The following is a 20,351-nucleotide window of genomic DNA, read 5'->3' on the forward strand; positions in this document are numbered from 1 at the left end:
GTGCCCGGTTCGTGCTAGTTGTCGCGGTCTTTGGCGAGGAGTTCGCGGCGGGCGCGTGTGCGGTAGGAGTCGCCGGAGAGGGTGAGGACCTCGGCGTGGTGGACGAGGCGGTCGATCATCGCGGCGGCGACGATCTCGTCGCCGAAGACCTCGCCCCAGCGTCCGAAGGGCAGGTTGCTGGTGACCATGACCGAGCCCTGTTCGTAGCGAGAGGCGATGAGCTGGAAGAACAGGTTCGCCGCGTCGTGGTCGAAGGGGATGTAGCCGACCTCGTCGATGATGATCAGCTTGTAGCGGCGGATCTTGCGTAGCTCGGCCTCCAGCTGCCCGGCCTGGTGCGCGGCAGCGAGGCGGGTGATCCAGTTGCCGGCGGTGTTGAAGAGCACCGAGTGCCCGGACTGGGTGGCTTTGACCCCGATCCCGATCGCGAGGTGGGTCTTCCCGATCCCGGGCGGTCCGAGCAGGATCACGTTCTCGGCCTTGGCCACGAACGTGCCGGTCGCCAGATGGGCGAGCAGGTCTCGGCGCAGAGAGGGCAGATGGTCGAGGTTGAACTCCTCCAGCGTTTTCACGGCCGGGAAGTGGGCGGTGCGGATGCGCATGGTGGTGCCGGCGGACTCACGGTCGGCGACCTGGCGCTCCAGGACCGCGGTCAGGTACTCCTCGTGCGACCAGTTCAGGTCGCGGGCCTGGGCGGCGAGGTCGTCCCAGACGCGGGCGATCGTGGGCGTCTTCAACACGCGAGTCAGGTAGGCCAGCTTCGAGCCGAGCTCGGTGCTCACGCCACCGGTCTTCGTGGCTTCCGTGGCTGCTGTCGTGCTGGTCGTCGCGGTCGTCTTCGGGGTGGTCATCTACTGCCCTTCAGCGGTGGCGGTCGGGTCGGGTGCGGGGTCGAAGTTCACGCCGTAGAGCGCGTCGTAATCCGGCAGCGCGCGCAGGGCCACGACGTGCCCATCGGTGTGGGAGCGCGTGTCATGGCGGGCGCGGTCACGGGCGGCGGTGAACGCAGTGCGCAGGGCGCGGGCGGTGGCCCGGTGCTCGGGATCGGTCACCGTGGCGCCGCTGGCCCAGACCCGCTCGTGGGTGGCCGCGATCTGCCCGGCGCAGGTGACCGCGACCAGGGCGGGAGTGGCGATCCAGTCGACGAACCGGCCGATCGCGGCCGGGTTGACCGAGTAGTCGTTGCCGTCGACGCGCACGTAGTAGTCACGCGCCAGCCGAACCCGCCCGGTCAGCCCGACCTGCGGCGCCACCGGCGGCAGGGCGACCATCGCGGCCCGGTCGATCGGCCACCGCGTGGCGGGGGTGGTCCCAATCGAGCGCAGGTGCCGGGCGCCCGCCACCTCGGTCAACCAAGTCTCGATCTGGGCGTTGAAGTCGAACGGCGAGACGAAGCTGCGTCCGGGCAGAAAGGAGGTCTCGAAGTAGCCGTTGCGCCGCTCCACCAGTCCCTTCGACTCCGGGTCCCGTGCCGGGGTGAGCTTGATCCGCACCCCGAGCGTCCCGGCGAACGCAGCTGCCTCGACGCCGGGTCGCCCGGTGCCGCCGATCGCGGCCTCGCGGTCCCAGACCAGCGTGCGGGGACAGCGGCCCCACCCTGCGATGATCTCCCACATCCCGGCCAGGATGTCGCCGGCCTTGCGGGACGGGATCATCACAGCGTCCGTCACCCGGGAGAAGCCGCAGGTCATCGCCAACACCGGCAGGACCCGCGCCCCGCTGGCACCGACCGGGATCGGGACCGGCGGGAACCACAGGTCGCACTGCGCGAGCTCACCGGGGGCGTACTCGATCCGGTCCGCCGGGTCGGGAGGGGCGAACAACGGCCGCAGCTCACGCACCCGGTCCTTGAGGATGGTCAACGAGTGTGTCCAGCCGATCCGCTCGGCGATCACCGTCGCCGGCATCCTCGGATACTCGGCCAGCAGGGCCCGGACCTGCGGCTCCACCTTGTCCACCAACGACCCGCGCGGTCCACGCTCCCGCGAGGGCGGCGCGTCGGCCCGCAACGCCGCCCGCACCGTATTTCGCGCCAGTCCCAGCCGGCGGACGATCTCCTTGATCGGCACGCCCTCGGCGCGGTGCAGACGACGGACCTCAGCCCACTCTTCCAACGTGATCACCCCTCCAGCCTCGATGGAGGGGTCAGTCCCAACCCGTCGCTAGAGGGTCAGTCTCAGCGCGTCGTCGACAAGACCTGGGTCGAGCTCGCCGCCACCGGCGCCACAACCAGCGCCGCGGCCGCCGACCTCGCCAAGCGACTGCGCACGGCAGGGCTGCTGGCCCCCACCGAGGTTGAAGAGGCTCGGCCCTGGCCCGCCTACGACACCCGCATCGGCCCGACCCGGCCAAGCTGGGGAACCCAGGAAGCCCCCGGGGCCCTGGCCCCAGCACCACAGTTTTCTCGCGCGTGGGCCCCGGCCGCCGTACTCGCCCTACTCACGGTGCACCTCGTGCGCGTGACCGGGCGCCGCAGCCGCGGCTTCGCCCGCATGCTGCGCCTCGTCCACGCCACCCGGCTCGCACAACGCGCGGCCAGCCCCGCACAGGCCGCCCGCGTCCTAGACTGCGTACGCGTCATCGGGCGTCTGTCTCCGTTCCGCACAGCGTGCTTGGAGGAAACCGTCGCGGCGATGCTCGCCCTGGCCGTGACCGGCCGGCGAGCTGGGTGGTGCCACGGAATCGCTGCGGACCCGATCAGGCTGCACGCCTGGCTCAGCCTCGACGGCTGCCCCGTCGGCGAGCCCACCTCCACGCTGCGCTTCACACCACTGATCCAGCTGCCCGAACCCCCCGCGCCCACGCGCGACCGCGGCCGGGCGGCGAGAGGAGACACCCCATGACCCTCACCTCCAAAGGCCACACCGACACCAGCGTCCCCCGCAGCACGAGCACCGGCGCCGACAACACCGGTGCGGCAACGCCGCTGCTGTGGATGCGGGGCCAGCGCGCCGCGCTCGGCCCGTTCACCCGCGAGCTGGCCGAGCTGTACTGGCGGTGGGAGAACGAACCCACCGTCATCGCCGGCATGGGCCGCCAGACCCCGGAATCCCTCGAAGCCCGCCTGGCTGGCTACGACGCCCAGGCCCGCAGCATGGGAACCATCCCGCGGTTCACCATCTACGACCTCACTCGCGGCGGCGTGCCCGTGCCGGTCGGGACCAGCGCGCTGCGCATCGACCACTACGTGCGCACCGCGGAGTTCATCATCCTGCTCGGCGAAGACGGCCGCGGCCGCAGCCTGGCCACCGAGGCAACCCGCCTGACCCTGGACTACGCGTTCACCATCAGCGCGCTGCGCTCGGTGTGGCTCAAGGTCCTCGCGCCGAACACCGGCGCGATCGCCGCCTACGACAAGGCCGGATTCCGTCATGCCGGGCGGCTGCGCCGCGCCGGTTACTGGAACGGCACCGAGGCCGACGAACTGATCATGGACGTGGTCGCCGACGAGTACCTGGCCCCACCAGACCCTGATCCGGCAAACTGCACCGCCCTGAGTGCGGCGCCGCAGTGACCACCGCAGCAACGATGCGACCGGGCAGACCGCCTGAGCAGGCCGTCTGCCCGGTCAAGGAACTACGAACCCGTGGCGTTCAAGGAACTCCATCAGATCGAGTTCCCGGTCCAAGGCCGGAGCTGACCGACTAGTACGCCGCGCGACCAGACGGTCATGGCCGCGCACCTCGTACACGTCGTTCCGATGGCCGCCGCCGAGTGGTGCCACCACGCTGAGACCGAGCCACGGGCTGAGGTCGATCACGGCGCCAGCTTGCCGGACGACACGAGCACAAGAAGCCCCTACCGGCGGGGCCGCCGAGAATCCGCACGGGCGGGCGGAACGCATCGAGTACCGGCCCGGCATCAACAGCCCACCCGACGAGCCCGAGGCCGTGGCCGTGGCCGTGGCCGTGGAGCTGATCTGACCCGGTCTACGTCTAGGGCCGGGACGGGGTGTTGCCACCAGGGGTCGTGGCGGTGGTGACCGCCTGCACGATGCCCGCCCCGGGGCGGGGCCCGCAGGGCGATGAACCGCTCGCCGACACCATCCGGGCGGGATCACCACCCCGGGTAGGCCGACCGCCGGCGGGCAGGCAGGTGATCCCACACCGGATGGGCCAGCGGCGAACCCCCGCCCGGCCCCGCCCCGGTCCGGGCCGGCACGGCGCTGTCACCACCCGCTGACACGACCTGGAGGCAGCACATGAGCACCACCGACCACCACACCCGCGGCGAGGAACCGGCGCTGGGCCAGTTCCTGCCCGACCGGGTCACCCTGCACCGGTGCCCGTGTTCGATCACGTCCGCGGCCCTGCAGGCAGCAGACCGCCACGGCCGGATGGTGGCCGACCCCGTCTGGAGCGAGCACCAGACGGTGGCCTGCCGACGCTGTGGCCGCTACGGACAGCTCGACCCCGACGACCCGGACAACGGGGCCGTGACGGTGCTCGGGGTGGCGCCGCTGCCCGCGGGCTGCACCGAGTGCGGCGCCGAGCACGGCGAGCCCTGTCGGGAGCCGTTCTGCACCGGCCAGGACGTCCTCGACGGTGACCCTCACGCCGGCTACGGGCCCATTCCGGCCGCGCCCCAGGGCAGGGGCGGGTTCACCGCCGGCCCCTACGCAGCCGAAGCGCTGCTGGCAGCGGTGCCCTCGACCACCCGGATCTGGCGGCACTGGGCCAGCCAGGCGATCGACCCGTCGATCCGGGCGGGGAATCGCGCCGCGTTGCGCTCCGCGGTCCAGGCCACGCGGGATGCCCGGCGGCTGCGCCGCGGGCTGCGCCGCGGACCGGCCACGATCCAGACCAGGGCCGATGCCGACGACGTCGACATCGATGAGCTGCTGGAGTTCCTCGGCGGCCGGGGCGGCACCCTCGACCAGCAGCAGGCGGTGTTCGCGCTGCGCGTGGCCCAGGGCTGGGGCGACTCGATGGCCGCCGAGCTGCTCGACGCGGCCGCGATCTGGCGCGTCAACGGCCGCGCCCCCTTCTGACCGCCCGAGCTTGGACAGTTCACTGACCGTGGAAGGTGGTACGTGGTGTCACTGACGTCGCGGGCGCACTGGCCCGCTGGTGCGCCACGCACCTTCCCGGCACCACCGGGCTGATCCACCAGATCGCGGCCGGATACCCGGGCGTGCGGCCGGTGCTCGAGATCGAACCCGACCTGGCCGCGACCGCGCCCCGGATACGGCCCACCCCCCAGCGACGTCCTCGCCATCACCGGCCCCGCCGGCGGGACGCTCGGGCCCCGGCTGGGGGATGCCGCCTGGGACGAGCTGGCTGAGCGCGGCCGCCGCTTCCACTCCGCGCCCGCCCAGGCCGCACCCCGAGAAGGCGCCACACTCCTACCGCCACCCTGACCACCCAGATCTCCGAGTGGAGTCGGCACGCCGGGATCGGTCGTGTGCTCGGTCGGTGCGACTGGACCGCCCGAAGGTCAGCACACCCCGGGGCGGGCTACGCGCCGATAACCCGCCGCCGACCCGCCCGGGCGATACCGCCCTCGAACAGGGAGGTCGACATCCGGTGCCAGTGCGCCCGTCCCCGACCAGGTCCGGCACGGCCCTGATCCGCCTGTAGTCACCCCGCCCGGCCCCAGGTTGTGGGCCTGCGTAGCCACCGGCGGGGTGGCCGGGTTTGCCGTGGCCGGGAGGCGGTCTCACACCGGGCGGGCCAGCACCGGGTTCCCGCCGGCCCTACGGGCCCCGCCCCGGGCCGTGCTGGGGCTGCGCCGCGTTCCAGCCGCACCGACCGAGCACACGGAGGTATCCGAGATGGCCGAGAAGCTCCGCATCAACGACGACGGGCTGCTGCTCAGCGACACCACGATGGTCGAGTTCGCTGACGGGTGCACCGACGCGGGCAGCTTCGTGCCCGGCACCCACGAGGTCGGCGAGGTCGTGCCTTGCCTGGGCTGCGACGGCGAGCACCGCATCGCGGCGGCACTGCCGCTCGAGGTCGCCTACAACATCGAGATCACCGAGGCCGAGCCCGAGGAAGCCGAGCCGGGTCACTGACCCCCGCACCCCCGGGGCCACACGGCCACCGCACGACCGGATCGCGATGACCGGCGCGGTCGCCGCGATCGCTCCACTGTGCATCGTCGGCGTCGCGCTCACGGCGACCTCCTGGTGGGAGGGGCTGATCATCGCGACGGGGTTGCTGCTGGCCCTCGGCGTGCTCAGGGAATTGAATCTGGACGGGTATCCGCGTCGCGCCGTCTTCGCCCTCATGTTCACCGGCGCCAACTGGCTCGTCGGCGCCCTCACCACCAGCAGCCCGATCAACTTCGTGCCGTTCGCTCTGGTGGGAGTGCTCCTACTGGCACGGCTGCCGAACCGCAAGCTGCTCTCCGTCGTCGCCTTCTCGCTGGGTGTCGCTCTGATGGGTGCCACAGCGCTGCTCACCCACCCGCCGGCCTGGTCGCTCGCGAGCGCCTACGTCGTCCTCCCGGCCGTGGGCACGCTGTTCGTCGCCTGCGTCATCATCGCGAGCGAGCAGGCGTGGCTCATCGTGCGACGCCTGAAACGCGCGCAGGGAACGGAAGCGGAGTTGGCCACCGCTCGCGAGCGAGTGCGGTTCGCCGGCGACCTGCACGACATCCAGGGGCATTCCCTGCACGTGATCAAGCTGAAGACCGCCCACGCACAGACCATGGTCCGCACCGATCCCGATCGTGCCGATGCCGAACTCGTCGAGATCCGGCAGCTCGTCGATGACGCCATCGCCAAGACGAGAGAGCTCGCCTACGCGCGCCACGAGCTGAACCTGGCCACCGAACTCGAGAACGCCACACGCATCTGCGAGGCGACGGGGATCGCCGTCGAGGCCCACCACGACCCCGGCGACCGAGCAGTCGCACACCCGCTCCTGGCCCAGGTGCTGCGCGAGGCCACCACGAACCTGCTCCGCCACGCCGCCCGACGATCGTATCGATCACCACGTCGCCGACCCGGCTGGAGATCGCCAACGACGGAGTGACCGCCGAGCCGGCGGGGGAACCCGACCTGCGCGGGCTCGCCCGCCTGCGCGACCGGGTGGAGACCACCGGAGGCTCCCTGCGGATCACACGAACGCCGGGACACTTCGCGTCGCCGCGGACCTCGCCCCCCGGTGCGCCGCTGACTCATCGCTGTCGCCCGCCGACCACGACGGGGGGCGTGATGACCGGCGATGACCCGATCCGGATCGTCCTCGCCGACGACGAGAACCTCCTGCGCGCCGCACTGGCATCGCTACTTCCTCTCGACGGCACCATCACGGTCGTCGCACAGCCCGAGAACGGTGCCGACGCGGTGGACGTGACCCTGCGGCACCGCCCCGACGTGCTCGTCATCGACCTCGAGATGCCCGGCATGAACGGCCTCGAAGCAGTCACCGCGATCACCGACGAGCGCCCCGGCCAGACCGTCCTCATGCTCACCCGGCACGCCCGGCCAGGTGTCCTGCGGCGGGCGCTGAAGCTCGGTGTGCAGGGGTTCATGAGCAAGAGCGCCGATCCCGAGGAGATCGTCGGGGTCGTCCACGAGCTGCATGCCGGGCGACGCTGGATCGCCCACGAGGTCTTCGAGGCCTCCGTCGTCGACGACTGCCCGCTCACCGACCGCGAGCTCGACACGCTGCTCGAGACCCGCGAGGGCTACTCGGTCAGGCACATCGCACGCAGACTGCACCTCGCCCCCGGCACCGTGCGCAACTACCTCTCCAGCGCGATGCAGAAGACCGGCGCCCGGACCCGGCACGACGCCGCCCGGCTCGCGCGCGAACGAGGCTGGCTGTGAAGCCCGGGCCCAGCAGATCTGTCACGCCTCGAGGGACGAGGACTCGGTCTCCCCTCGTCCGGCGGCGTCCGCGGCGTCTCGCACCGCGCGGATGATGCCCTGGTATCCGGTGCAGCGGCACAGGTTGCCGGACAGGGCGTCGCGGATCTCCTCGTCCGAGGGGTCGGGGTTCTCCCGCAGGAAGGCGGTCACGGTCACCACGAAGCCCGGCGTGCAGAAGCCGCACTGCAGGCCGTGGTGACGGCGGAACGCCTCCTGCACGAGCGAGAGATCGCTGTCGGCGTCCGGTCCTCCGATCCCCTCCACGGTCGTGACCTCTGCACCGTCCGCCTGGACGGCGAGGGTCAGGCAGCCACGCACGTCTGCCCCGTCGACCAGGACGGTGCAGGTCCCGCACACGCCGTGCTCGCACCCGAGGTGGGTGCCGGTGAGGTGGCAGTTCTGGCGTAGGTGGTCCGCCAGCGTGAGCCGGTCGGCCACCCGGGCCCGGTAGGCGCGCCCGTTGACCCGCATCGCGACGTCGCGCTCAGTCATGCAGTGCCTCCTCGACCGCGGCGCTCCAGGCCCGCGACATCATCACGGCACCGATCCGGCGCCGGTAACGCACCGATCCGTGTAGGTCCCCGCGGATCCCGTCCAGGGCATCGGTCACCGCTGTGCCGAGCTCGTCAGGATCGATGTCGGCCACCGCCGTGCCCGTCGCCGACTCCTCCGCGCCGAACCCCCGCTCGGGTTGCCGGCCGAGTCCGAACAGGCCTATGCGACAGCGACGCACCCGGTCGTCCGGATCGAGCTCGACGCCGACCATCGCCCCCGCGATCGCGAAGTCGCCGCTCCTGCGGGCGAACTCACGCACCGCGAAACCGCTACGCCCGCTCCATACCGGTAGCTCGACCGCGGTCAGCAGTTCGTCCGGCTCGAGGACGGTGCTCCACGTGCCGGTGAAGAAGTCCGCGGTCGGGATGGTCCGGGTGCCGCGGGGCGACCGCGCCTCGATGACGGCGTCCAGCGTGAGCGCGGCCGTCGGGGACTCTCCGGCCGGGTCGGCGTGGGCGACCGCCCCGCCGAACGTGCCCCGGTTGCGGATCTGCCGGTGTCCGATGTGCACGGTCGCCCGTGCGAGGAGCGGCAGGGCGGTCCGGACCACGTGCGACCGCTGGACGGTCGCCTGCCGGGTCGCGGCGCCGACGCGGACCGTCTCCCCGCCCACATCGAGCGCGACACCCGCGAGCTCGGGGATCCGCCCCACGTCGATCAGGTGGTCGAACGCGGTGAGCCGCAACGCCAACAGTGGGATCAGGCTCTGCCCACCCGCGAGCGGCTTCGCCTCCTCTCCGAGCTCGGCGAGCAACGCGACGGCCTCCTCCGTGGTCTCCGGCCGGTGATAGGTGAACGGCGGCGGCTTCACGGCGTCGCCACCCGCTCGCCGGCCTCGACGAGGTCGAGGACGGCCTCGGGGGTCAGCGGGAGCTGGGTGATCTCGGCCCCGAAGGGGGCCAGGGCATCCGCGACGGCATTGACGACGGCGGGTGGGGCGCCGATCGCGCCGCCCTCACCGACGCCCTTGATGCCGCCCGGTCCGGGGGCCGGGGACTCGACGTGCCCGTACTCGATCATCGAGACGTCCGTCGTGGTGGGCAGCAGGTAGTCCATGAACGTCGTCGCCCGTGGAGTGCCGTCGGCGTCGTAGGCCAGGTGTTCGAGCAGGACGCCGCCGATGCCCTGCACGACGCCGCCCGCGATCTGGCCCTCGACCACCGCCGGGTTGACGACCTTCCCGCAGTCCTCGGCAACGATGTAGCGCAGCAGGGTCACCTGTCCGGTCCGGACGTCCACCTCACAGGTGCAGACGTGGGCGGCGTTGGACCAGATCACCGGGGACTCGGCGCGGTAGCGACCCGACTCCTCGAGCCCGGGCGAGAGCCCGGCGGGCAGGCGCTCGGGATGGTGGTGGGCGATCTCGGCGATGTCGGCGACCGACAGGGTCACCCCGGGCGTGCCGCGGACCGACACCCGGCTGTCGGCGAGGTCGAGGTCGTCCACGGACGCCTCCAGCACGTGCGCGGCGACGGCGAGCAACCGCGCCCGCAGGGCGGCCGCCGTCGTGCCGATCGCGCCGGCGAGCATCGAGCCGCTGCGGCTTCCGCCGGTACCGGCACCGAACGGGGTCAGCGCCGTGTCGCCCTGGATCGTCCGGACGTCCTCGATCCGCATGCCGAGCGCGTCCGCGGTGAGCTGCACCGCGGCCGTCTCCAGGCTGTTGCCCGCGGAACCGCCCGCCACCAGGACGGTGACGGTCCCCGACGGGTCGATCCGCAGGACCGCGCCCTCGCTGCCGTGGTGCCCGACCCCGGGCGAGGTCGGCTCGCAGTAGGTGCTCGTGCCCATCCCCAGGTGGCGTCCCTGCAGACGGGCCGCCGCCTGCAGCCGCCGGAACTCCTCGAGGTCCAGGATCTCGAGCGCCTTCTCGTAGGTCTCGGCCGGTGTCATGTGGCTGTAGGGCATGCCGTGCGGGTTGATGACCGGCAGCTCGTCGAGCCGCAGCAGGTTGCGCCTGCGCAGCTCGATCGGGTCGACGCCCATCCGCCGCGAGGCGATGTCCAGCGACGTCTCCCGGGCCAGGGTCTCGAAAGCCCACGGCCCCCGGTAGGCGACGCGGCCCGCGGTGTTGGTGAACACCGAGGTGTGCTCGAACCGGCTCAGCGGCAGCCGGTACGGGCCGGGGAACATCATCCCCGCCGCAGGCCCCGTCCGGACCGAGCCGGACGTCGGGTAGGCGCCGTTGTCCTGGACGTGGCGCAGGGTCGCGCAGGCCAGGGTGTGGTCTGCGGTGAAGGCGAGCGCGACCTCGCCCCGTTCGTGCCGCGCCTGTCCCCCGGCCGTGAGGTTCTCCGTCCGGTCCTCGATCCACGACAGGGCTGCGGGCGAGCGTCGCGCCGCGACCAGCACGCAGAGCTCCTCCCGGACGGGCGCGACCTTCAGGCCGAAGCCGCCGCCCGTGTCCCGGACGATCACCCGGACCTGGTGCTCGGGGAGCCCGAGCAGCTGGGCCGCGACCGAGCGCGCCTCGTGCGCGGCCTGCGACGAGGCCCACACGGTGAGCTCGCCGGCCGACCACTGGGCTACCAGCCCACGCGTCTCGAGCGGGACCGGCGCGTGCGCGTGCTCGTGGATCGTCGCCCGGACGACGTGCGCGGCGCCGGCGAAGGCCTCGTCGACGTCCTCCAGTGGGCGGGGGGTCACCCGCAGGGCGATGTTGTTCGAATTACCCGAGTTGTCCGAGTTGCCCGCACGGTCCGGATGGACGATGTTCTCCGCCGTGAGCGCCTCGGTGAGCCCGACGACCGGGGCGAGCGGCTCGTACTCGACCCCGACCAGCCCGGCCGCGTCCTCCGCGACGTAGCGGTCCTCGGCCACGACCAGGGCGACCGGGTCCCCGACAAACCGGACCTCGTCCGCGGCGAGCAACGGGGGGATCGCGGCGGACGCCGGGTCCTCCCCCGCGTAGCGGATCGGGTGGGCGTGCGCGGCGAGGTCCGCGGCGAAGTGCACGGCGACCACACCGGGCAGGGCGAGGGCCTCGGTGGTGTCGATCGCGCCGATCGTGGCCCGGGCGATCGGGCTGCGGACGAAGGCGCAGTGCAGCATCCCGGGCCGGGAGACGTCCGCGACGTAGGTACCCCGGCCCGTGAGTAGCCGGTGGTCCTCGACCCGGGGGACCCGTGCGCCGACGTAGCGGGCGGCGCCGGTCACTTGATCAGGTTGCCCGCATCGACGGGCAGCGGGACACCGGTGATGAACCGCCCCTCGTCGGAGGCGAGGAACAGGATCGCGTTGCTGACGTCGACGCACTCCACCCACGGGGTCGGCAGGACGTGGGTGCCCTGGGACCGCGCGGCAAAGTCCTCCTTCGTCGGGTGCTCCAGATCCGGGCAGAAGACCCGGTACGTCCACTCGTTGAGCAGCATCGGCGAGGCGACCTGAGTGGGGCAGACGGCGTTGACCCGGATGTTGTACTCGCCGAGCTCGAGGGCGAGCGTGCGCATCATCCCGATCACCCCGTGCTTCGCGGCGATGTAGTGCCCGATGTTCCTGCTGCCCTTCAGCCCGCCCGCCGAGCTGGTCAGCGCGATCGAGCCGCCACGGCCCCCCTCGATGAGGTGCGGCACGGACGCTTTGACCGTGTGCCAGACGCCGGTGAGGTTGATGTCGATCGTGTCCTGCCACCGCGACGGCGTCATCTCGTGCAGTACGGCACCGCTGCTGCCGATGCCCGCGTTCGCCACCACGATGTCCAGCCGGCCGAGCTGGGTGACACCGTCGGCGACCGCGGCGGTGAGCGTGTCGAGGTCACGCACGTCGGTCTCGGTGGCGATGATCCGCCGGTCGAGTTGCTCGACGAACCGGATCGTCTCCTTGAGGTCTTCGGGGGTGGAACCGTCGTTGGTCACCTGAGGCAGCTGCTCGCAGATGTCCACGGCGATGATGTCGGCCCCTTCCTCCGCCAGCCGCACCGCGTGGCTACGGCCCTGACCGCGGGCCGCCCCGGTGACGAAGGCGACCTTTCCCTCGAGTCGTCCGGTCATGAGTTCCTCACTTCTGTGTCGGTCATGAATGCGCCGGGGAACCGGCCGGGTGGACGTGCCGTCATTCGTCGTGGAGCTGGATCGCCGAGGCGGGGCACAACCTCGCGGCGTGCCGGGACGCCTCGGTCAGTGACTCCTGCGGGGTCGCGTCGAGGAGCAGGACGTATCCCTCGTCGTCGTCCTGGTCGAACACCTCGGCGGCGGCCATCACGCACTGCCCCGCACCGATGCACCGATCCCAGTGGACCTCGATCCTCATCTGCCCCTCCGTCCCGTATGAGCACCATCACCCAAACAGAACGATGCAGAAACTGCAATGGTGCAGTTTCTGCCTCAACCGACTAGCCTTGCCGTGTCCACACCGAGGCTGCGAATCACCCGAGGAGTCATCCATGCCGACCAACGCACCCGCGCCGAAGGCGAAGGACGACGCACGCGGCAACTTGATCGAACTGCGCCGGATAGTCCCCTCCGACATGGTCGAACGAACCCCCGGACACCCCTTCACTCCGGCCCCGGGCCTCGAACGCCGCCGGGGCGAGGGCGCCGTTCAGAAGTTCACCCTGCAGACCGGCGTCGAGGTCTTCCTCGTCACCGAGGTCGCGCAGGCCCGCGCCGTGCTGTCGGACACGCGGTTCAGCTCCGACCGGGTCCGCCATCCCGATGCCGCGCTGGCACCCCGTCCCGGCAGCGCACCGCAGGAGTCCCGTCCCGTCACCGCTCGCGAGGACGGCATGTTCATCTTCATGGACCCGCCCGAACACACCCGCCTGCGCAAACTCCTGACCGGGCAGTTCACCGTCCGCCGGATGAAGGCGCTCGAGGAGCGGGTCCGCGAGATCGCGATCGAGCACATCGAGGCCATGAAGGCGGCCGGTACGAGCGCCGACCTGGTGACCGCCTACGCACTCCCGATCCCCTCGCTGATGATCTGCGAGCTACTCGGCGTCGACTACGCCGATCACGACGAGTTCCAGGCCAACACGGCGACCCCGCTCAACCTCGACACGACCGATGAGGAGAAGGCCGCCGCCACCCGGGCCCAGTACGAATTCATGACCCGACTGGTCGCGCAGAAACGCGAACGCCCCGCCGACGACCTGTTGTCCGGCCTGCTCGAGGCAGACCCTCCCCTCAACGACCGGCAGCTCGCCGACATCGGTCTGGTCCTGCTCGGCGCAGGGCACGAGACCACCGCCAACATGATCGCGCTCGGCACGCTGGGCCTGCTCCAGAATCCCGAGCAGCTCGCCGCGTTGCGCGCGGATCCGTCGCTGATCGAAACCGGGGTGGAGGAACTGATGCGGTATCTGAGCATCAGCGGTTTCCTGACCCGGGTCGCGACCGAGGACGTGACCGTCGACGACACCGTCATCCCCGAGGGCAGCACGGTCATGGTCAGCTTGATGGTGACCAACCGTGATCCATCGGTGTTCCCTGACCCGGACGATCTCGACTTCTCCCGCGGTCGCATCTCGCATCTCGGCTTCGGTCACGGCATCCACCAGTGCCTCGGCCAGCAACTCGCTCGAATCGAGATGCGCGTCGCTTTCACCGAGTTGCTGACCAGGTTGCCCGACCTCCGCCTCGCGGTCCCCGTCGACGAAGTCGCCCTCCGCAACAACATGATCGTGTTCGGAGCCCACTCCCTCCCCGTGACCTGGTCCCGACCCACCGATGCGGGCCCGGGTCGCTAGCGGACCGGGCGCTACCATCGGGTCACTCACGGGAGGAGACGAGGATGCCGGCGACCGAGCCGCCCCGCGCGGCTGCCGAGTCCGTCGCGACGGTCGGACGCCGGGACCGGAAGAAGCGAGCGACCCGCGCCGCCGTACTCGATGCGGTTCTGCAGGTGGTCGCCGAGCAGGGCGTCGAGAAGGTCACGATCGACCAGATCGCCGCACAGGCCGACATCGCTCAGCGAACCTTCTTCCATCACTTCCCCACCAAGGAAGAGGCCCTGGTGGCCACGATGGCCGACAACGCGGAGGCTCTCCTCGCCGCCTTCCGGGCGCGGCCGCCGGGCGAGTCCGTGCTCCAGGCCCTGTACGGCGCCGTGGTCACCGTCTTCGACGGCGTCAAGGCGACCGATCCGGTGCGCGCGAAGGCCTTGCGCGCCATCCGGGACGCCCCGTCGCTGATGCCGTTCCGACTCGCCTTCATCGTCCGGCACGAGCACGACATGGCAGAGGCGATCAGCGAACGCCTCACCGACAGCGGGGTCGACGAGAGCGACCCCCTCTACCCGGAGATCTGCGCTGCCGCCGCCTACTCGGCTCTGCGTGTCATCCTGACCCGCTGGCTGGCCGCGGAGGCCGGGCCGGAGTCTCCGACCCCCACAGCGCTCCTCCACGATTTCGAGCGAGCCCTCACCCTGATCGCCGACGGACTCGATCGACCCGCCGCCGTGCCGGGCCGCTCCCGTATCTGAACGCGCCACACGGCTGCACGACATGGTCGTGCAGCACGTCGACGCGGCCCACCGGAGATCGTGGCGTCGAGCCCGGCACCTGAACTGCGTACTCCCGCAACCGCGCCCGGTCTGCGGGCCCTGACAGTCGGCCACCCCTGCGCATGAGTGGGGCAATCCACTTCCACAGTGCCCACAGTGCACTGTCCACGAGAGGTTGACGATGTTCCGTAAATGGTGGGTAGGTGGTGCGGCAACGGTTGTCGCCTCGGCGATGCTCCTGAGCGGCTGCGCCGGTGGCGGCGGTGTCGCGGGTGGCTCGGCCGGTGGTGGTGCTTCCGGTGAACCGGTGGCCGGTGGTTCGGCGACGGTCTTGCTCGTCAGTGAGGCGCGCACGCTGGATCCCGCATTCGGCAGCAACAACAACATCGGCAACGCGCCGGTGATGAACGGAATCTTCGGCACGTTGCTGGTGACAGATCCGGAGACCCACGAGGTCGTGCCGTCGATGGCGACGTCGTTCACCACCACGGACGACGGAAAGACGTTCGTACTGACGTTGCGAGACGGGTTGACGTTCAGCGATGGGAGCCCGTTGGAGGCGTCGGACGTCAAGGCGCACTGGGATCGGGTGAAGGACCCGGCGACGGGGACGAGCTACCAGGGTGAGGCGGCGCTGGTAGCGAGCACCGAGGTGGTCTCACCGACCACCTTGCGGGCGACGATGGTGGCGCCGGTGCCGAACTTCGGCAATACGATCGTGTCGACGGTGTTGAACTGGGTACCGGAGAAGGAATCGATCGCCGCGGGTGGTCCGGCGTTCGACGAGAACCCGATCGGGGCCGGTCCGTACACACTGAAGGAATGGCGTCGCCAGGACGCACTGGTACTGGTGAAGAACCCGGACTACTGGGATGCCCCGCGGCCCTACCTGGACGAGATCACCTTCCGGCCGAGCACCGACGCGGGCCAGCGGCTCAACACCGTCGTCACCGGCGGTGCCGATGTCGCTCTGGAGTCCAACTGGCTGAACCTGAAGAAGGCGGAGCAGGCCGGCCTGGTGGTACGAACCCAGTCGTTGAGCGGCGGAAACTACCTGGCGATGAACACCCGCCGCGCTCCGTTCGACGACGTGCGGGCACGCAGGGCCGTCGCTCTGGCGCTGGATCCGCTGTCGATCAACGCATCCGCTTTCGACGGGGCCGCCGAACTGGTGGACTCGGTGTTCTCTCCGGAGTCGCCGCTGAACACCGGTGTGGCGGTGCCCGCGCCGGACAAGGTCGAGGCGCAGCGACTGTTCGACGAGTTGGCGGCGGAGGGCACTCCGGTGTCGTTCACCGTGACATCGAGCGCGTCGACGGAGAGCAGCCGGACCAGTGAGTCGATCCAGGCGCAGTTGAGCGCGTTCGACTACGTCGAAGTCGAGATCGAGTTCGTCCAGTTCGCCGCGATCTCGGCGCTGGCAGCCTCGAAGGACTTCGACGCGACCGTCTGGTCGGCGGCGTTCCTGGACCCGGACCCCAAGTTGTTCACCGCCTTCGAAGGCAGTTCCCGCGCGAACCAGACGGGGATCGACGACCCCGAGCTGAACGCCGCGCTGCTCGCAGGGCGCACGTCGAGCTCGGTGGAGGATCGCAAGGTCGCCTACGAGGTCGTCCAGCAGCGGCTCAACGAGCTCCGCCCGAACTTCTGGACGAGCCGCAACAACAGCTCCGTCATCAGCGGCCGGCAGGTCGGCGGCCTGAACCTGTACGGCTTCGGCTCGCTGCGCCCCGAGCTGCTGTGGATCCAGAACTGAGGCGCCACCGGATCGCACACCCCGCGCGTCCGTACCGGCTCCGCCTGCGGAGTGCCGCGGGGCTTACCAGACGTCTGCGACGGTCCACAGGTTGGTGTGCGGGTCGAGGCGCTGAGCCGGAGCGGTGGACGGCGTGGCGAGCCGCAATGGTCAGCCGGCCCAGGTGAGGGGGCGTCCATGCCCAAGCTCGTGATCATGACATTGAACCGCTGCATCGGCGCCGGCGAGCCCGCTGCTCGACGTGGTGGCCGCCCCGTCTGCCCGCGGTGTGGTCGCGGGCCGACCGCAATCGGCCTGCCGGCCGTCGCCCGTGCCGGCCTCGTCGTCCCGCCACACTCCCCGCACCCGGCGAGCCGCTGACACCAGGCGTCGGCCGATGCGGGGGCGATCAGGACAGGTCGCCAGATCGGTGCCGGTGGGCATGTAGCGGTCACCAGATCGGTGCCGGTGGGCATCACGGGTCACCGACTCGGTACGGGTGCGCGGGTCAGGTCACCAGCTCGGTGCCGGCGTGCGGGGTGCGGTGCGGGGGCATCGGCAGCGGTGCGGGTAGGGCCTCCGGTGGTCGGCACGGCTGGATCGCCCGGAGGTCAGCACACCCGTGGTGGGCAAGCGTCGATGATCCGCCACCGACCCGTACGGGTGATACCGCCCGTGGCGTCCTGCTGGGTCGCGGTGCCGGTCCCCCGGGGCCGGTGGGAGTGCCGGACGTGGCGGTTGGGTGGCTACTCACCGGTGCCCGTCCCCGGCCGGGCAGCTGCTGGATCCCGTTGCTGCGGGCCACGAGCCGGGTGGTTGGTAGGCGGTCTCACCCGTACGGGCCAGCACCGGATCCCCGCCGGCCCTGCGGGCCCCACCACGGGTGTGCTGAGGCTGCGCCGCGTTCCAGCCGCACCGACCACCGGAGGCCCCAGATGCCCTTCACTCTCGAGATCGCCGACGGCTACACCGAGCGCGACTCCTTCATCTTCGCCCAGCTCACCGAGGACTGGGACCAGGTCGGCCCGGTTCCGGCCGGCGACTGGGGAATCGACCTCGGCGACGAGGAGCCGCCCTTCTGAGGGCGGCCCGCCCTGCAGGGGCCCCGCCGCCGGCGGGGCCCCGCTGTGTGGAGGCACCCGCACAGAGCGGTCCCGCGTGAGCCAGCAACGACACGTCAGGAGCGAGCATGAGTGTGAGCGTCGAGCTGTCCGCGGAGCTCGATCCGGCGGCGCGGGCGGCCATCGGGCCGCGCCGCTCCGGGGGGATCTACCGCAACGGCTACCTGAACCTTGAGTACCGGGTCGAGGCGGTACTGATCGGCGAGTCGGCCCGGACCGAGATCTCGTTCTCGGACTTCGCGCTCGTCGAGCGGGACCTGACCGGTTCGCAGGTGGGTCGGCGACGGGTGCACTGCACCGCGTGGAACGACCGCCGCGACGAAGTCGTCGCGCCCCCGCCGGTCGAAAACCAGGACAGCGGGCTCTTGGAGCCGTAGACGCCAGCACCCGAGGCCAGCACGCAGGCGGTTACACCCGTGCCCGACCGGGTCACCGGCTCGGTGCCGGAGAGCAACCGTCGATAGCGACACGAAGCGGTCACCCCGCTGGGGATGGCCCGCCGTTAGAGAGCCCCGCCATTCGTGGGGCCCTTCTGCGTCTGCCGTGGACGGCGCCGCGCCGAGCGCGGCCATCGGCCCTGCCGGGCCGCCCGCCGGGCCCGAGCTGTCTCGGCCGGCCGTCGGCGGCCGGTCGGTGGCGTAGGGCCGCTCAAGGCCGCGGCGGGCCGAGAACCCCGATGGACCCGCCTGGCGGCGGGGCGGATGGGCCTGTCGGCCCTAGAGCCAAGCACGGCCTCACTCAACATCAAGGGCGCTCCGCTGACGCTCCGCGTCGCCTCCGGCGACAGCCCTCCGGGCTGCCCTTGACGTCGAGCCTCGGAGGCCGTGCGACCGCCGTGAAGCGGCAGCGGGGACGACGCCCGCAGCCCATCACGGGCCGACAGGCCCACCCACTTCGGATCACCGGCCAGCGAGGGAGTGCAGTCGCGATGGACACCCAGACCGACACGACGACGGTGGACACGGCCGAGCAGCTGCGCCAGGTTGCCGACCTGATCGGGCAGGGCGCGAACCGCGAGGCGCGGCGCCGTACCGTCCGGCTCGCCGACGCAGCGGACGTGAGCACCCGCGCGTTGCTGGCCGAGATCCTCGCCGCCCTGGAGATGCCGCCGTCGGACATGCTCGACCACTTGCGGGACCTGTGGAAGCGCAGCGACGCCGACGGCCGGGAGCTGGTGGAGGCATGCGCCCCGCGGCAGGAGCGACGTGCCCAGGCAGCGACGCACGCCAACCGCGCGACCCGCGCGGCCCGGGCCGAGCGGCGCGAGTACGCCCGCCGGGCGCCCCGGAACCTAGTCACCCGCCAGACCGCGCCGCGCCCGAGCCGGAGCCAGCGCGCCACCGACAACGACACCGCTACCCGCCGATACTTCGCCGAGCGCCTCGACCCGACCGAGGACACCGCCGCGCAGTCGGATTACGACCAGCTGGACTACGACCGCGCCGCCGTGCCTCCGATGCGGGGCCTGCCGTGCGTGGCGTGCGGGGTAGAGCGGTCAACCCGAGACCAGCAGCGCACCCACGATGACGGGTTGTGCGAGGACTGCCGCGACAGCGGCACAGCCGGGGTACCGATCCCGACCGCCACCGCGACCCGCGCCGAGACGCTGATCGCCCGCTGCGACTACATCGCCGCCACCTCCGCCAGCGTCGCCGAGCGGAACGCGCGACTCAACCGCGACTGGCGCAGCCTGCGCACCGCCGACCGGTTCACCGTGTCCGACTGGCACGCTCGCCAGCCCGCCTGACCGCCCACCACGAGGAGGGGCCCGCCCCGGCGGTGCCCCCCTGTGGGTGTCCAGCGGGGCCCAGGACCGGAACCAGCCGCGTACACACCACAGGCTCACAGCCGCGGCGGGAGCTCGCCAGCGGGTCGAGGTCCGCGGCCGCCAGCCGATGCCGCGGGACTGGCGGCAGGCGCTCAGGGACCGCGCCGGGCCGGGCGTTCGGCGGACCCGCCTCCGGCGGCACAGTTCTACCGGCGCGGCCACGATGCCAGCCGCCCGCATACGGCGACTCCGGGTCAGACGCTCGACCGTTCTGCTGAATCCGTTGCCCCGTCGGACAGCGGCGCGGCCGCCGGGAGGACGTCCTCGCACGGTGAGGGCAGCAGGGTCGAATCGTCAACGGCGCGCGACTGCGGCCCGACCGGAGGCCGCACCTGCCGCAGAAAGGTACGGACGCGCTTGACCGGGAGCTCGAACATTGCGGCCAGGTCATCGACCTTGCGGCCGGAGCGATGGAGCTCGGCGAGAATCTCCCGCTGCCGCTGTTCGATCTCGCCGAGACGGCTAGCAGAGTCGTCGCTCACGCGCCGACTCTGCGCCTCAAGGTCGGCCAGCGCGGCGTCGCGCTCCGCCGCCACCTGCACAGCATCGGCGTCCGCGCGGGCGTAACGCTCGAACGCCTCGTCCTCACGCCGCCGGCGCTCAGCCTCCTCAGCGTCGAGTCGATCCCGAGCCGCTGCTAGCTCGGCGACCCGGTCCCGGATCTGCCGGTCAGCCTTCGTCTTACCCCTACCCGCCACGCGGCCCCACCTCCGCATTCCTCCCAGCACCCGCCAGGCTGCCCGAGGGACACCCAACGGTGGCCCTCAACGACCTCAGAGCGCCACCAGCCGGTACCTCCGAGCCATCTCCGAAGGGCAGCACATACTGCCCGTACTCGCCACCGATTCC

General features: G+C 71.4%; 21 protein-coding genes. 12 read left to right on the forward strand and 9 right to left on the reverse strand.

Features of this window, described 5'->3' with window-relative positions; all coding sequences use genetic code 11:
• Window positions 1–14: 14 nt before the first annotated feature.
• Complete coding sequence (gene istB / locus JOF36_RS36515; protein WP_245350810.1) at window positions 15–851, reverse strand: IS21-like element helper ATPase IstB; 837 nt, start codon at window positions 849–851, stop codon at window positions 15–17.
• On the reverse strand, window positions 852–2,123 hold the full coding sequence (gene istA, locus JOF36_RS36520) for an IS21 family transposase (protein ID WP_210026967.1): 1,272 nt from the start codon (window positions 2,121–2,123) through the stop codon (window positions 852–854).
• Between istA and JOF36_RS41250 the strand changes: the two genes are divergently transcribed.
• Both JOF36_RS41250 and JOF36_RS36530 read left to right on the forward strand, forming a co-directional pair.
• Entirely contained in the window at window positions 2,082–2,843 is a 762-nt protein-coding gene (locus JOF36_RS41250) for a lasso peptide biosynthesis B2 protein (protein ID WP_210036814.1), read from the forward strand. The genes istA and JOF36_RS41250 overlap by 42 nt on opposite strands.
• On the forward strand, window positions 2,840–3,514 hold the full coding sequence (locus JOF36_RS36530; RefSeq protein ID WP_210036815.1) for a GNAT family N-acetyltransferase: 675 nt from the start codon (window positions 2,840–2,842) through the stop codon (window positions 3,512–3,514). The genes JOF36_RS41250 and JOF36_RS36530 overlap by 4 nt, the downstream gene beginning before the upstream one ends.
• A gap of 54 nt (window positions 3,515–3,568) precedes the next feature.
• On the opposite strand, the gene JOF36_RS36535 is transcribed toward JOF36_RS36530, so the two are convergent.
• Window positions 3,569–3,760, reverse strand: a complete 192-nt coding sequence (locus JOF36_RS36535) for a phosphotransferase (protein ID WP_210036816.1) — start codon at window positions 3,758–3,760, stop codon at window positions 3,569–3,571.
• Between the two features lie 441 nt (window positions 3,761–4,201).
• Between JOF36_RS36535 and JOF36_RS36540 the strand changes: the two genes are divergently transcribed.
• The 4 genes from JOF36_RS36540 to JOF36_RS36555 all read left to right on the forward strand — a co-directional run bounded on the left by JOF36_RS36540 (window position 4,202) and on the right by JOF36_RS36555 (window position 7,780).
• Window positions 4,202–4,990 carry a hypothetical protein gene (locus JOF36_RS36540; RefSeq protein WP_245353226.1) on the forward strand — a complete coding sequence of 263 codons (789 nt, stop codon included), beginning with the start codon at window positions 4,202–4,204 and terminating at the stop codon, window positions 4,988–4,990.
• 783 nt (window positions 4,991–5,773) lie between these two features.
• Window positions 5,774–6,016, forward strand: a complete 243-nt coding sequence (locus JOF36_RS36545) for a hypothetical protein (protein ID WP_245353228.1) — start codon at window positions 5,774–5,776, stop codon at window positions 6,014–6,016.
• Between the two features lie 46 nt (window positions 6,017–6,062).
• On the forward strand, window positions 6,063–6,980 hold the full coding sequence (locus tag JOF36_RS36550) for a sensor histidine kinase (RefSeq protein WP_210036817.1): 918 nt from the start codon (window positions 6,063–6,065) through the stop codon (window positions 6,978–6,980).
• Between the two features lie 182 nt (window positions 6,981–7,162).
• A complete protein-coding gene (locus JOF36_RS36555) occupies window positions 7,163–7,780 on the forward strand; it encodes a response regulator transcription factor (protein ID WP_210036818.1) in 618 nt (205 codons plus the stop codon).
• A 21-nt stretch (window positions 7,781–7,801) separates the two neighbouring features.
• Here JOF36_RS36555 and JOF36_RS36560 read toward each other — a convergent pair whose 3' ends face one another.
• The 5 genes from JOF36_RS36560 to JOF36_RS36580 form a co-directional block, all read right to left on the reverse strand.
• A complete protein-coding gene (locus JOF36_RS36560; protein WP_210036819.1) occupies window positions 7,802–8,314 on the reverse strand; it encodes a (2Fe-2S)-binding protein in 513 nt (170 codons plus the stop codon).
• Window positions 8,307–9,188, reverse strand: a complete 882-nt coding sequence (locus JOF36_RS41255) for an FAD binding domain-containing protein (RefSeq protein WP_210036820.1) — start codon at window positions 9,186–9,188, stop codon at window positions 8,307–8,309. Before JOF36_RS41255 ends, JOF36_RS36560 begins: the two co-directional genes overlap by 8 nt.
• Complete coding sequence (locus JOF36_RS36570; RefSeq protein WP_210036821.1) at window positions 9,185–11,533, reverse strand: xanthine dehydrogenase family protein molybdopterin-binding subunit; 2,349 nt, start codon at window positions 11,531–11,533, stop codon at window positions 9,185–9,187. Before JOF36_RS36570 ends, JOF36_RS41255 begins: the two co-directional genes overlap by 4 nt.
• Window positions 11,530–12,366, reverse strand: a complete 837-nt coding sequence (locus JOF36_RS36575; RefSeq protein WP_210036822.1) for a mycofactocin-coupled SDR family oxidoreductase — start codon at window positions 12,364–12,366, stop codon at window positions 11,530–11,532. The genes JOF36_RS36570 and JOF36_RS36575 overlap by 4 nt, the downstream gene beginning before the upstream one ends.
• 61 nt (window positions 12,367–12,427) lie before the next feature.
• Window positions 12,428–12,625, reverse strand: a complete 198-nt coding sequence (locus JOF36_RS36580) for a ferredoxin (protein WP_210036823.1) — start codon at window positions 12,623–12,625, stop codon at window positions 12,428–12,430.
• 43 nt (window positions 12,626–12,668) lie between these two features.
• Here JOF36_RS36580 and JOF36_RS36585 point away from each other — a divergent pair, with 43 nt between their 5' ends.
• The 6 genes from JOF36_RS36585 (at window position 12,669) to JOF36_RS36610 (ending at window position 19,421) form a co-directional block, all read left to right on the forward strand.
• A complete protein-coding gene (locus JOF36_RS36585) occupies window positions 12,669–14,063 on the forward strand; it encodes a cytochrome P450 (RefSeq protein WP_245353230.1) in 1,395 nt (464 codons plus the stop codon).
• Between the two features lie 44 nt (window positions 14,064–14,107).
• Complete coding sequence (locus tag JOF36_RS36590) at window positions 14,108–14,797, forward strand: TetR/AcrR family transcriptional regulator (protein WP_245353231.1); 690 nt, start codon at window positions 14,108–14,110, stop codon at window positions 14,795–14,797.
• 328 nt (window positions 14,798–15,125) lie between these two features.
• A complete protein-coding gene (locus JOF36_RS36595) occupies window positions 15,126–16,574 on the forward strand; it encodes an ABC transporter substrate-binding protein (RefSeq protein WP_210036825.1) in 1,449 nt (482 codons plus the stop codon).
• Between the two features lie 914 nt (window positions 16,575–17,488).
• Window positions 17,489–17,635 carry a hypothetical protein gene (locus JOF36_RS36600; protein ID WP_210036826.1) on the forward strand — a complete coding sequence of 49 codons (147 nt, stop codon included), beginning with the start codon at window positions 17,489–17,491 and terminating at the stop codon, window positions 17,633–17,635.
• Between the two features lie 107 nt (window positions 17,636–17,742).
• Entirely contained in the window at window positions 17,743–18,051 is a 309-nt protein-coding gene (locus tag JOF36_RS36605; RefSeq protein WP_210036827.1) for a hypothetical protein, read from the forward strand.
• 551 nt (window positions 18,052–18,602) lie between these two features.
• Window positions 18,603–19,421 (forward strand): hypothetical protein, encoded by an 819-nt coding sequence (locus JOF36_RS36610; RefSeq protein ID WP_210036828.1) that lies wholly within the window; start codon window positions 18,603–18,605, stop codon window positions 19,419–19,421.
• Window positions 19,422–19,696: 275 nt separating this feature from the next.
• Here JOF36_RS36610 and JOF36_RS36615 read toward each other — a convergent pair whose 3' ends face one another.
• The gene (locus JOF36_RS36615) at window positions 19,697–20,200 is read right to left on the reverse strand and encodes a translation initiation factor IF-2 (RefSeq protein ID WP_210036829.1); all 504 of its coding nucleotides are present in this window, start codon (window positions 20,198–20,200) and stop codon (window positions 19,697–19,699) included.
• Between the last annotated feature and the right edge of the window lie 151 nt (window positions 20,201–20,351).

Origin of the sequence: Pseudonocardia parietis (assembly GCF_017876315.1) — a bacterium.
Taxonomy (GTDB): domain Bacteria; phylum Actinomycetota; class Actinomycetes; order Mycobacteriales; family Pseudonocardiaceae; genus Pseudonocardia; species Pseudonocardia parietis.